The sequence below is a fragment of the Aquiflexum sp. genome (genome assembly GCF_041749095.1).
Classification (GTDB): Bacteria; Bacteroidota; Bacteroidia; order Cytophagales; family Cyclobacteriaceae; genus Aquiflexum.
In genome coordinates this window covers 1-12,130 of sequence record NZ_JBGTCA010000576.1, presented here as the reverse complement: position 1 = coordinate 12,130, position 12,130 = coordinate 1, and the positions used below count along the sequence as shown (strand labels likewise).

The 12,130-nt window shown below is 39.5% G+C and carries 9 protein-coding genes, 2 tRNA genes and 1 pseudogene; 6 read left to right on the top strand and 6 right to left on the bottom strand.

Annotated features, from left to right (window positions below; translation table 11 throughout):
• From araD to ffh, 3 genes and pseudogenes are all read left to right on the top strand, one after another.
• Nucleotides 1-122, top strand: a pseudogene (gene araD / locus ACEW8O_RS25765) (L-ribulose-5-phosphate 4-epimerase); the annotation flags it as partial.
• Between the two features lie 543 nt (nucleotides 123-665).
• Complete coding sequence (locus ACEW8O_RS25760) at nucleotides 666-1,814, top strand: aldose epimerase family protein (RefSeq protein WP_373497502.1); 1,149 nt, start codon at nucleotides 666-668, stop codon at nucleotides 1,812-1,814.
• A gap of 33 nt (nucleotides 1,815-1,847) precedes the next feature.
• Nucleotides 1,848-3,185, top strand: coding sequence for a signal recognition particle protein (ffh, locus tag ACEW8O_RS25755; protein ID WP_373497501.1), 1,338 nt, complete (start codon nucleotides 1,848-1,850; stop codon nucleotides 3,183-3,185).
• Nucleotides 3,186-3,311: 126 nt separating this feature from the next.
• Here ffh and ACEW8O_RS25750 read toward each other — a convergent pair whose 3' ends face one another.
• The 4 genes from ACEW8O_RS25750 to ACEW8O_RS25735 all read right to left on the bottom strand — a co-directional run bounded on the left by ACEW8O_RS25750 (nucleotide 3,312) and on the right by ACEW8O_RS25735 (nucleotide 6,240).
• Complete coding sequence (locus ACEW8O_RS25750; protein ID WP_373497500.1) at nucleotides 3,312-3,938, bottom strand: outer membrane beta-barrel protein; 627 nt, start codon at nucleotides 3,936-3,938, stop codon at nucleotides 3,312-3,314.
• A 480-nt stretch (nucleotides 3,939-4,418) separates the two neighbouring features.
• Nucleotides 4,419-5,534, bottom strand: coding sequence for a DNA-processing protein DprA (gene dprA, locus ACEW8O_RS25745; protein ID WP_373497499.1), 1,116 nt, complete (start codon nucleotides 5,532-5,534; stop codon nucleotides 4,419-4,421).
• A complete protein-coding gene (locus ACEW8O_RS25740; protein ID WP_373497498.1) occupies nucleotides 5,518-5,868 on the bottom strand; it encodes a MerR family transcriptional regulator in 351 nt (116 codons plus the stop codon). The genes dprA and ACEW8O_RS25740 overlap by 17 nt, the downstream gene beginning before the upstream one ends.
• Nucleotides 5,869-5,913: 45 nt before the next feature.
• Nucleotides 5,914-6,240 (bottom strand): L-rhamnose mutarotase, encoded by a 327-nt coding sequence (locus ACEW8O_RS25735; protein WP_373497497.1) that lies wholly within the window; start codon nucleotides 6,238-6,240, stop codon nucleotides 5,914-5,916.
• A 536-nt stretch (nucleotides 6,241-6,776) separates the two neighbouring features.
• On the opposite strand from ACEW8O_RS25735, the gene ACEW8O_RS25730 reads away from it, so the two are divergent.
• The 3 genes from ACEW8O_RS25730 to ACEW8O_RS25720 all read left to right on the top strand — a co-directional run bounded on the left by ACEW8O_RS25730 (nucleotide 6,777) and on the right by ACEW8O_RS25720 (nucleotide 11,658).
• Nucleotides 6,777-9,905, top strand: a complete 3,129-nt coding sequence (locus ACEW8O_RS25730; protein WP_373497496.1) for a PKD domain-containing protein — start codon at nucleotides 6,777-6,779, stop codon at nucleotides 9,903-9,905.
• Nucleotides 9,906-9,969: 64 nt separating this feature from the next.
• On the top strand, nucleotides 9,970-10,986 hold the full coding sequence (gene galE / locus ACEW8O_RS25725) for a UDP-glucose 4-epimerase GalE (protein ID WP_373497495.1): 1,017 nt from the start codon (nucleotides 9,970-9,972) through the stop codon (nucleotides 10,984-10,986).
• Nucleotides 10,987-11,205: 219 nt separating this feature from the next.
• Nucleotides 11,206-11,658 carry a hypothetical protein gene (locus tag ACEW8O_RS25720; protein WP_373497494.1) on the top strand — a complete coding sequence of 151 codons (453 nt, stop codon included), beginning with the start codon at nucleotides 11,206-11,208 and terminating at the stop codon, nucleotides 11,656-11,658.
• A gap of 88 nt (nucleotides 11,659-11,746) precedes the next feature.
• On the opposite strand, the gene ACEW8O_RS25715 is transcribed toward ACEW8O_RS25720, so the two are convergent.
• Both ACEW8O_RS25715 and ACEW8O_RS25710 read right to left on the bottom strand, forming a co-directional pair.
• A tRNA-Asp gene (locus ACEW8O_RS25715) sits at nucleotides 11,747-11,820 on the bottom strand.
• A gap of 171 nt (nucleotides 11,821-11,991) precedes the next feature.
• Nucleotides 11,992-12,065, bottom strand: a tRNA-Asp gene (locus ACEW8O_RS25710).
• Nucleotides 12,066-12,130 lie beyond the last annotated feature (65 nt).

Sequence of the window (12,130 nt, the reverse complement as noted above, 5' to 3'; positions counted from 1 at the left end):
CAAAAATGGCCTATCTTACCTTACAGATCAATCCCAATGCACCAAGATTGAAAGAAGCGCTTATCCGAAAGCACTTTGAAAGGAAACATGGAAAAGATGCGTATTATGGTCAGGGATGTTAGGGTAGAAGTGAGACTTGAGATGTGAGACTTGAGACACAGCCCCGAGTATACCAAAGACATAAATCGGAGCGGCCCGTCACCCTGACGTAGGAAGGGTCTCCTGAGGATCAGTTAATGATAGAATTAACATTAATAGTTCCTCTTGAGATCCCTCGTGCCTACCATTGACAGATTATTGATAAGTGCAATTATTTACTGGTTTTACATTAATTTCGTTTAAATTAATCATATATAAGCCAAACTAATGTCATTATATTTTCTGAACATTTCCAAAATGTTAATTACTCGGGATGACGGTTAACCTGATGTCATTACCTATTCTGAACATTTATAAAATGTTAAAGACTCATGGAGACAAGAACCAAGAGGGGCACTTTCAGATGGTTCTGAGCAGTCAGACGGTTTTGAGGAAGTCGTAGCCCCTGAGTTAAGTGAAAATAACAAGAATGGATACCAATTCGACTAATCATCTGGGTGAAGGAAACAGGAATAGAATTTATAGAATTTTATACTTTTACAAAAAACAAAAACTAGTAAGCTGAAATGAAAAGAAAACTTCTAATGCCTGCAATACTTTCTGTGGGATTAACTTTTGGGACAATCTGGTCCTGTCAATCACCTAAATCTGAAAACAAAGAAATGGAAAAAAAGGAAATCAAATTCAATGTCAACATTCAGGAAGTTCCTGTGGGTGGTAAAAATGCCAAACTATTCACCTTTGACAATGGTAACGGCATACAGGTTGAAATTTCCAGCTTTGGTGGATTGGTCACCAAATTGCTGGTGCCCGACAAAGACGGGAATTCTGAAAATATTGTCCTTGGACATGACAATTTGGATGGCTATGATTCCAATGAAGGGTATTTAGGTGCTTCCGTAGGTAGATATGCCAACAGGATTGCTAAAGGTAAATTTGAATTGGATGGAAATGTATATCAATTGGCTACCAATAATGGCAATAACCATCTACATGGGGGATTGATAGGCTTTCACAGGAAACATTGGGAGGCTGAAATGGTGGAAAGTGAAAATTCCATGAAGGTCAGAATGACCTATCTTAGTGCGGATGGTGAAGAGGGATATCCCGGTAATCTAAAAACAACCCTTACTTATGAACTGACAGCAGACAATAAGCTATTGGTGGAATTTGAATCTGAAACTGACAAGCCTACCATAGTCAACCTGACCCATCATGGCTATTTTAACCTAAGTGCCATGGAAGAAAATGTTCTAGGTCATGAGTTGGTCATCCATGCAGACAAATACACCCCTGTCAACAATGAGTTGATTCCAACCGGAGAATTGGCGCCAGTCAAAGGTACAGCTTTTGACTTCAACGATCCTCATACTGTTGGTGAAAGAATAGCTGAAGTATCAGGTGGTTATGATCATAATTATGTGATCAAAGAAAATCATAATGATGAATTGGTGAAAATAGCTGAAGTGTACCATCCCGGTTCCGGTAGGTTTATGGAATTATATAGCGATGCCCCAGGAGTTCAGTTCTATTCGGGAAATTTTCTAAACGGTAGCATCACCACTGATGGAATAGCTTATACCAAGCATATGGGTATGTGTCTTGAACCACAGGTATTCCCAAATTCTCCCAATGAACCTGCGTTTCCAACTGCCAGCTTAAATCCTGGCGAAACATACACGCATAGGATTCAATTCCATTTTAGTACCAAATAAATTCCTATTTTTGCATCAAATAGTATTGAAAACATGTTTGATAATCTTAGTTCAAAATTAGACCGCGCTTTTAAAACCCTTAAGGGAACAGGGAAAATCACTGAAATAAACGTTGCCACCACTGTCAAGGAAATCAGAAGGGCCTTGATAGATGCTGACGTCAACTATAAAGTAGCCAAGGAAGTCACCGATAAAATCAGAGAGGAAGCTCTTGGTAGGGATGTGTTGATTGCTGTTTCTCCGGGACAGTTATTGGTGAAAATCACCCAAGAAGAACTGACCAACCTGATGGGTGGCAGCAAAGTGGACGTCAATGTCAAAGGTGACCCGGCTGTAGTTTTGATCTCCGGTCTTCAAGGTTCCGGTAAAACGACTTTTACTGGAAAATTTGCCTATTATCTTAAAAAGCAAGGAAAACAGGTTTTATTGGTTGCCTGCGATATTTATAGACCTGCTGCGATAGATCAGTTGAAGGTTTTGGGCGAGCAGATAGGCGTGGAGGTCTATGCCGAACCGGAAAACAAGAATGCCATTCAAATTGCCAACAATGCATTGGCCTATGCCAAGCAAAAAGGAAAGAAAATAGTCATTGTCGATACCGCAGGCCGTTTGGCGGTGGATGAGCAGATGATGCAGGAAATAGAATCTTTGAAAAAAGCTTTGAACCCATCTGAGACACTTTTTGTCGTTGATTCCATGACCGGTCAGGATGCTGTCAATACAGCCAAGACCTTTGATGAGCGGTTGAACTTTGATGGCGTAGTCCTGACCAAGTTGGACGGTGATACACGTGGTGGTGCTGCCATATCCATCAGACACGTAGTCAATAAGCCCATCAAATTTATTTCCACGGGTGAGAAAATGGAGAACTTGGATGTTTTCCACCCTGACCGTATGGCACAGCGAATTTTGGGGATGGGTGATGTAATCTCTCTTGTGGAGCGTGCACAACAATCCTTCGATGAGGATGAAGCCAAAAGAATCAATGCCAAAATCCGAAAAAACCAATTCAATTTTGATGATTTTCTTTCCCAATTGGAGCAGATCAAAAAGATGGGAAATATCAAGGACATTGTGGGTATGATTCCGGGAATGGGCAAAGCCATGAAAGGTCTGGATATCGATGATGATTCATTCAAACCCATCGAAGCCATTATCAGAAGTATGACTCCATTGGAAAGGGAAAATCCGGATATCATAGATGGCAGCAGAAGAAAAAGACTTGCTTCAGGCAGCGGAAGAACCATTGTGGAAGTCAATAACCTGATGAAGCAGTTTGGCGATATGCGAAAAATGATGAAACAGATGAACAAAATGGGCGGCCCCCAAAAAGCACTTGGCGGCATGATGCCGAAGATGGGAAGAAGGTAATTTGAATAAAATGAATTAAAAAACCTCCAAATCGCATAATGAGATTTGGAGGTTTTTTTATACTTCGATCTTCCGTCTCCAAACTATTTTTCAGAGTTAAGACTTTCAGATGACTGCACATCAATATTACCTAAAAATATACCCCAACCTCAATGCCAGATGATTGACATTGCCCTGATCAAAATTGTCGCTGGGCTTATTGGTCAATCCTTGACTGAAGTTCAATCCCAGTTGAACAGCCCCAAAGGAATAACCCACCATGGCATTGACAGCGATGGTAAGTGGAGGCTCTTCGTTGGCACCCCTACCGAAATTATAATCACTGGTGTTGGTATTGCCATTCAGGTCCACCGTTCTTTTTCCGGATAGACCCAAATTGAATGATGGGCCGATACCGGCAAAAAAGCCTTTTTCATTTCCTCCGGTAAAAACAAACTGGATAGGAATCTCCAAATAATTGATGCTCACTTTGGTGATTTCAGAGTCTCCTGTTGTCAGGTTTTCCAGATCATCCTTCCATTGCTTATTCAGGAAGTTGAGTGCAGGCTGGATGACAAATTGATCACCCATAGGAAGATTGTAAATGGCACCGAAAGTGAAACCCATGGCACCGCCTAATTTGTCAAGACCATCCGCTGTCGGGAAAGCCTCGCCCAATATACCTACCGGTCCTGCCTGTATCCCAAACTGAGCGAAACTTTGGTTGCAATGCAGGACAAAAGATAAAATTAATACTGTCAGGAATTTTTTCATGATTTGTAAAATTTGGTCTGAATAAATGTCCTGAAAAAAAGCGTCAGACCAAATACCCCAAAAGTGGTATAAATTTCAATTATATTCTCCCCAGCTGGGCGAAGTGTGGTGGAGGCGCTAGGCGTAGTTTGAAACTACGTCCTTACTATATAAAGGAATTTGCAATTCCACTATTCAGGATAAGATATTAGATGTATTTTAGAATTGATATTCCAATTGCATGATAGCTAACGAGATAATGTGTTTTGCATTTCAAGTGCAAAAAATCATGCCATGAACCAATACTCGGGTTTTTAGGGTTTGATTGAAGTGAATTTTTGATGATTACATCGTACTTTTCATTTCCGAAGTGCCTGTTATAAATGGGTGTAGTTGCAATCTACACCCAGCCGCCACCCAAAGTTTAATCTACACCCAGAGGGGGATACTCCCGGCCGCCAGCGAAGGTTTAATCTACACCCAGAGGGGGAAAATATATCACTAAACGAGTTTATATTTTTTACCGGGCATAGCACGGATTATCCCCTGAAACTCCATATTCAAAAGTTTGGAAGCTAAAACCGAAAGTGGCAATTCCATTCGAAATGCCAATTGGTCAATTTCAAGTTCTTTGGATTCTACAAGGATTTCATAGATCTTTTTTTCTGTATCGTCCAAATCCTGAATGCTCTCGATTTTAGTTTTTGTTTCTACACCGTTGTTTTCTTTGGACCAGGACAAAGCTTCTTCCAGATCTTTTAATCCTGTAAAAATTGATGCTTTCATGGTTCTGATCAGGTTATTGCATCCCTCACTGTATGTAGATTGAAGGTTGCCGGGAACAGCAAATACTTCTTTGTTGTAGCTGTAGGCTATTTCGGCAGTTATCAATGCCCCACCTTTTTTGGCGGCTTCTACCACAATCAATGCATCGGATAGGCCTGCTATAATCCTGTTGCGTTTTGGGAAATTGCTTGGATGCATTTCACTGCCGGGCAAAAATTCACTGATCAATCCACCTTTTTCCAACATGGAGATTGCCGTATTCTTATGGATGGAAGGATAAATTTGATCCGGAGAAGATCCCAATATAGCCAAAGTAGGCAAATCATATTGTAGGGCAGCCTTATGGGCTTCTATATCAATCCCGTAGGCAAGTCCACTGATTATTGTGGGATTATATGGGGCGACATCCTCTATGATTTTTCTGGTGATATTTCTGCCATATTCGGATGCATTTCTGGTACCTACTATCCCCAAAGTCCTTTTAGGATTCATATCAGAAAAGCCTTTGCTGAATATCACCATGGGCATGTCTTCAATACCCTTGAGTCTCTGGGGAAATTGTGGGTCTGAAATGGTGATTACCTGAATATTTTTTTTGATACAGATTTCCAAAAGCTCCTCTGCTTTTTTGAGGAATGAAGTCTTTTCCTTCCGCAAGGAGAGGAGCTTTTGACTGATTCTTGGAATTTTTGCTGCTTTACCATTTGGCAGTTCCAAAAAATTAAAGGCAGACCCGGTATAAGCAATGATATTTCTATAGACCGCAGGGCCTATCTGTGGAATAAGACTGAGCGCCAATTCATGGTGTTGTGTATCATTCGGCTTTGACATGCATGGTATCTCTGATTTCCATTAAAAATCTTTTGATCTGATGTAACCGGTCAACCATCGTGGCTTTGTCAAAAACCTGTTCATGACCGGATTTAAGGACTTCCTGGGCCCCTTGCAAAGTATATCCTTTGATTTTGACCAATTGGTAGATATACCGGATTTTTTCTATATCATCTTTTGTAAACCGCCTGTTTCCTTTTTTGTCTTTTTTGGGTTTGATGATATCAAATTCACCTTCCCAATATCGTATCAATGAGGGGGCTACTTTAAAAATACTCGCTACTTCGCCTATGGAGTAGTATTTTTTCTCGATTTCTCTTTCTTTGTACGGCACGGCTTTCAAGTAAAACTTTGATCAAAAATAATAATTTTCTTTGCTTTATACTTTATATATCTTTTTCATTAATTGCCATTTTTCTTCTTTTTTAACGCCCGGAAGTTTTTCCTGGTATTTGGACATTAAGCTTTCCCATTCTTGTACGATGTGATTTTCAGCATCAGACTTGGCTTTTTTTTCAAATGTAAAATCTTCTTCAGTTTCAATAATCATAAATAACCTGTTCTCCCATCTGTAGATTTCCATTGTTGAAATCCCCGAATCATAAAAGCTTTGTACGATCTCAGGCCAAACCTTTTGGTGGTAAGATTCATATTCAGCAATCAAAACAGGATCATTTTTCAGGTCAAGGGTGAGACAATACCGCATCTGAAGCAGTCTTATTTTGGATTTGGGTGATTCAAAATTAATGAAGTACTACTTTAATTTCTTAAATATATATATCTGATTCATAATGTAAAAAGGAAAGGCATATTTTTTAGAATTTATTTTAAATGGTTATCTGAAATCCTGCCTGTTACGTGTATAAATTGGTGTCGGAAGACCGAAGACCGAAGTCGGAAGACCGATGTACCGCAAATTTCAATCTCCAGCCAAGAATTATATTGATTGTCAATTTACTGGCATCATTGTGTACATACATTATCTAAAACCATAATTTTTTTTTTTCAAAAGGTATAGTTTGACAAAATAATTGGAATTGTAAGTAGCATTTAATTCGAATATTACGTCCTCAATATAAAAGTCGAAAAAATGCCGTGATCAAGTATTCTATTGAAACCCAAAAAAATGGTTTTGATTTGTTGAAATGAACAGCTTATAGAAAGAAAATTGTATTTCACTTTAAATTAGTTTTTATACCGAAAACTTTACTTTAAATTAACGGCGTTAAATTTATTTAATTGATGAGAGTTTTTAAAGCCCTGACCTTCTCTATTTTGATTGCAGTGATGCAGGTGATTTTTTCCGTTCAGGCAATTGCACAGGTAACTACCGTTGGAAAGGAATTTTGGTTTGGATTTATGGAAAACAACGGATTGCCTCCTGATGCCCCCGACCGCGGTGTTGTGGTCATCACAGCCAGTGAAAATGCAAGCGGTACTTTGCAGTATGCGGGCAGGACACTGAATTTTAACTTGACACCCGGTCAGCAGTTTATGCACAATATCAATGATGTGGACATGCTTCACCGGACTTCAGGAATAGTGGAAAGCAAAGGTGTTTATATTATTTCAACCGGAAATATTTCAGTTTACGCCTTCAATGAAAGGTTCAGGTCGGCTGATGGTACGGTAGTCCTTCCATTGCCAACACTTGGGAAAGATTATTATATCACTTCCCATTATGAAACCATGACCACTCAGGTGAATTACGAAGCAAATGTGAATGATGAAAGTACGCTTTTGGTAGTAGGAGTGGAAAATGACACCAGAATAGAAATAACTCCCTCAGTCTTTACCACAAGCGGCAGACCTGCCGATACCCCATTCGTCATTTTATTGAACCGGGGTCAAAGCTATCAACTCAAAGCACGGGGTGACCTGACAGGTTCAAGGGTAAGGGTAGTGGGTGAAAATGTGGATGAATGTAAAAATATAGCTGTTTTTGGCGGGAATAAATGGACCAGTGTAGGTGATTGTGGTCAGGCAAATGACCACCTTTTTCAGCAGACATACCCTGTGAATACTTGGGGAACAGAGTTTTTTCACATTCCTTTTTCAGGAAGATCATCCGGTGAATTGGTCAAAGTTCTTGCTTCGGAAGATGGTACAGAAGTATTGGTAGATGGAAATAATGTAGGTACACTACAAGCGGGGAAATTCCTTACCCTGAATTTTGAAATGGATCAGGTCGCCAATATAGTTACCAATAAACCCTCTTCCGTAACTGTCTTTGCTAAAAGTCAGGGATGTAACGATCCGACTCAGGCCTTCTTTCAGGATGGTGACCCATTTATGATTACGTACAGCCCCAATCAACAACTATTGAGTAACATTACATTCAATGCCATACAACTACCTTCCATAACCAGTCACTATGTCAATATAATTGTAAAAACAGACTCAAAAGATGACACATGGTTAGATGGTCAGAATATTGGTAATAATTTCGAAGAGATTACCCAGAACTCTGAATATTCCTATGCCCGGATTCGGATCAATCAGGGGGTTCATAACCTGAGGAATTCAGAAGGCCTGATAGCCTACGTGTATGGATTTGGTTATATTGAATCTTATGGCTACGCTGTAGGTGCAAGTTTGGACAACCTGAATTTTGAAGTTGAGGCGTCTTATGATTTTGAATTATTGGGTAAAAGGGTGGCATGTTATCAGAGGGAAGGAACTTGGGAGATATTACCTGAAAATGACCTCTTCACTTATTTTGTATGGGACTTTGGAGATGGGAGCAGCACCAAAGTAGGAAAGGTAGTTGACCATACCTATACAGAATTAGGGGAGTATGAAATCAAAGTAATTGCGGCTATCAGTGAGGCCAGTTGTGATGAACAGCAGGAAGTGGTTTTTAATGTCCAGGTAAATAATACTGAGGGAGAAATTTCAGGCATTACAAAAGCCTGTCCTTTGGTAGAAGAATTGACCTATGCTTTTTTATCAGAAGAAATTATTTCTAACGTGGATTGGGAAGTGGTAGGTGGAGAAATTATTGAAGTGGATGAGGAAAATAAAGAGGTTACCATACTTTGGGGACCTGCCAATCCAAATGCACAGGTGATTGCAGTGCCATATAATTCCGAAGGTTGTCCCGGTGATCCTATTACATTAGGGATTGTCATTAATCCCTTGATTGACGCAGGAATTCCAACCGGAGTGGTGGAGGTTTGTTTTGATCCTGAACAGACTTATGAATACACCGTTGCGGAAAAATTCAATAACAGGGGCTTTGAATGGTTTATTCAAGAAGGTGAGATTATTGGGGCAGATGACCAAAGCGTAGTGGAGGTGAAATGGTTTAATCCCGGTGTCACAGGGAAAATATGGTACAGGGAATTCAGTCTATTTGATGACATGTGTGAAGGAACTTCCCCAGAATTGGAGGTGGTAATTAATCCATTATTGGAAGCTTCTGTCCTGAATTTGGATGATGTGCAATGTTTTGGAGGGAACACAGGAAGAATAAATCTTGATGTCAATGGAGGGAAATCACCCTATACCTTCACATGGATCCATCAAGCAACTTTAAATTCAATTACCGCAGACAATTTATTATCAGGCACTTATACTGTTGAGGTTACAGATTCATTTGGGTGTTCAGTTTTGTTGGAGGATATAGTAGTAGCCGAACCACAATTATTGGGCTTCAGGGAGTTGGAATCAATTGCCACATCATGTTTTGGAAGGGCAGACGGAACAGAAGTATTGGAAATCACAGGTGGCATTGGGCCCTATACCATTGATTATCCTTTAGCAGTGGTCAATAACAATGAGATTAGGTTTACAGAGTTGGAAGGCAAAGAATACTCCTTAGTAGTTTCAGACGCCAATGGATGTACATTACCTGTCAATTTTAGGATAGAGTCGCCCATACCGAAGGTAGCAGATATTAGGGTACTTAAACCAAGTTGCCCCGGACAATCCAATGGGGAGTTAATAGTGAATGCTGTGGATGGTCAGGGACCGTATATTTATTTGTGGGAACATGACAATTCAAGAGGAGTAACTTTAGATGGTATCCCCCGGGGTGTATATAATATCAGTATAACGGACAGCAGGGGATGCGTCAGCAATGGGCAAGGTGAAATGGTAGAAGAGGCTCCCCAGGTCAGAATGCCGACCGGTTTCAAACCAATGGATGGCTTGTACGGTCCGGTTTCCAATTGTAATGTCAATTTCACTTTGAAGGTACTGAACAGATGGGGGAATTTGATCTATAGTGGAGATACAGCCTGGGACGGAATAGTAGATGGGCAAGAAGCGCCGATAGGTTCTTATACTTATTTGATGTTTTTGGAAATGAATGTGAACGGTGAGGTTACTTCCAAAGAATTAAGCGGATTCTTTACTTTAATCCGTTAATATATTTCAACAGAACTGATTTTTGAATTCTAGCTGTTATTATTGTAATTTAATTTTAAGCAATATGAAAAAAATACTTATTACAGGTGGTGCAGGGTACATTGGGTCACACACTGCTGTGGCATTGGTCAATTCAGGTTACGAACCTGTTATCATTGACAATTTTTCCAATTCAGAAAAATCAGCATTAGCGGGATTGAGTAAAATTTGCGGCAGGGAAGTCAAATGTTATGAAGTGGACTGTTTGGACAGGTCAGGGGTTGAAAAAGTATTTCTTGAGAATGATTTTTCAGGTGTGATTCATTTTGCAGCTTTCAAAGCTGTAGGTGAAAGTACGAGGCTTCCTTTGAAATATTATTCAAACAACATTGATTCCTTGCTCATTCTGTTAGGAACCATGTCCAAATTTGGGGTGAAAGACATTGTTTTTTCATCCTCCTGCACAGTCTATGGACAACCGGAAATATTGCCTGTCAAGGAATCCACACCGAGGCAACCGGCAGAAAGCCCCTATGGAAATACCAAAAAAATCTGCGAGGACATTTTGGTGGATTATATCAAAAGCGGTGCAGATTCCAGGATTGTGTCTTTAAGGTATTTCAACCCCGTAGGTGCACATCCATCAGGGGAAATCGGGGAATTACCTCTTGGAGTACCTAACAATTTGGTCCCTTTCATTACGCAAACAGCCGCAGGTTTAAGAGTAAAGCTCACAGTCTTTGGAGATAAGTACAATACTCCGGATGGTACATGCGTCAGGGATTATATCCATGTGATGGATTTGGCAGATGCACATGTCAAATCCCTGGAATATTTATTTCAGCAGAAAAACAACTTTTATGATCTTTTCAATGTCGGCACCGGCAATGGAAACACAGTATTGGAAGTAATCAAAACTTTTGAGAAAGTCAGTGGTCAGGCATTGAATTATGAAATAGGACCGAGGAGAGAAGGAGATATAGAGAAAGTCTGGGCTGATACGGAGAAAATAAATAAAGTATTGGGCTGGGATGCTAAGTATTTACTTGAAGATTCTATGAGAGATTCTTGGAATTGGCAGTTGAAGTTGGGGAAGCAATGATTAATGATTATTCTAAAATTGAATGGATTTCCAGTATTAGGTAAAAATTAATATTGCTAATAATTATCGGCAGAGACCTTTACACGATACCAACAAAAAATTTATACTACTCCAATGAAAGTTGGGTCTTTTTAAATAATATCTGAACAAGTAATGAACAAAATGATGAATACGATAACAGCATTTGTTTTATTCTGTACTTGTTGCTACCCTTTGAAAATGAATAAAGATGTAAACACGATTTTGGAAAATCTGCTTGTCGAACAAAGAAAGTTTAATCCAACTATTGCGGAAAATCTTAATCATTCAAGAAGAATGGCTATTAAGGAAATCGAATTAATTGAATTGTTTAAAAGTGATTATGATACTCTATGGATGATTGAAAGAGTTGATGAAGTGGACCTAAGTACTTTTTCATTTGTTTGGACTTCAAATAGAGATGAGGTTGTATCCATTAATTTTGATACAAATGGTGTTACGTCAAATAATTATGAATATCACATATTAAATGACCCTTTAAAAACCATAGTTGAAAAATTGGATACTTTTTCAATTATCGGGAAAGAGAGTCCTTTGGGTGCTAAAAGAGCTTTTATTAGCGAGATTTCACAAAAAAAGATTAGAACTTACTATTTCGTGGATATAACATATTCACAAAAATCACATTATTAATTTAGCCAACTCGGTACGGAATGGCTCTACCACTAATCGTATTCTGGAATTTAACCAAAAAAAAGCCCCAGATAATCTGAGGCTTGAGCGGAATGGACGGGACTCGAACCCGCGACCTCCTGCGTGACAGGCAGGCATTCTAACCAGCTGAACTACCACTCCGTGATGCCTTTAATTTCATTTAAATGTGATACTCGAACCAGGGACCTTCCCGATGTATCGGGACAAGAATTCTAACCTCCCGATAGCTAAAGGGATGAACTACCTCTCCAATTCTTTATTCATTAGCTCCATCTGAGCTAAAATTAAACTATTCTTTTTCAATTTTTTGTGCGGAATGGACGGGACTCGAACCCGCGACCTCCTGCGTGACAGGCAGGCATTCTAACCAGCTGAACTACCACTCCTTTAAAACCTTCTCTTTTGAAGTGTCGCAAAGGTAGCCAATTGGAGTATTAATGCAAAAAAGGAA

Bases quoted from the DNA above. Each gene is read 5' to 3' on its own strand.
- ACEW8O_RS25760 (WP_373497502.1), top strand. From the start codon at position 666: ATGAAAAGAAAACTTCTAATGCCTGCAATACTTTCTGTGGGATTAACT.
- ffh (WP_373497501.1), top strand. From the start codon at position 1,848: ATGTTTGATAATCTTAGTTCAAAATTAGACCGCGCTTTTAAAACCCTT.
- ACEW8O_RS25750 (WP_373497500.1), bottom strand. From the start codon at position 3,938: ATGAAAAAATTCCTGACAGTATTAATTTTATCTTTTGTCCTGCATTGC.
- dprA (WP_373497499.1), bottom strand. From the start codon at position 5,534: ATGTCAAAGCCGAATGATACACAACACCATGAATTGGCGCTCAGTCTT.
- ACEW8O_RS25735 (WP_373497497.1), bottom strand. From the start codon at position 6,240: ATGCGGTATTGTCTCACCCTTGACCTGAAAAATGATCCTGTTTTGATT.
- ACEW8O_RS25730 (WP_373497496.1), top strand. From the start codon at position 6,777: ATGAGAGTTTTTAAAGCCCTGACCTTCTCTATTTTGATTGCAGTGATG.
- galE (WP_373497495.1), top strand. From the start codon at position 9,970: ATGAAAAAAATACTTATTACAGGTGGTGCAGGGTACATTGGGTCACAC.
- ACEW8O_RS25720 (WP_373497494.1), top strand. From the start codon at position 11,206: ATGAATAAAGATGTAAACACGATTTTGGAAAATCTGCTTGTCGAACAA.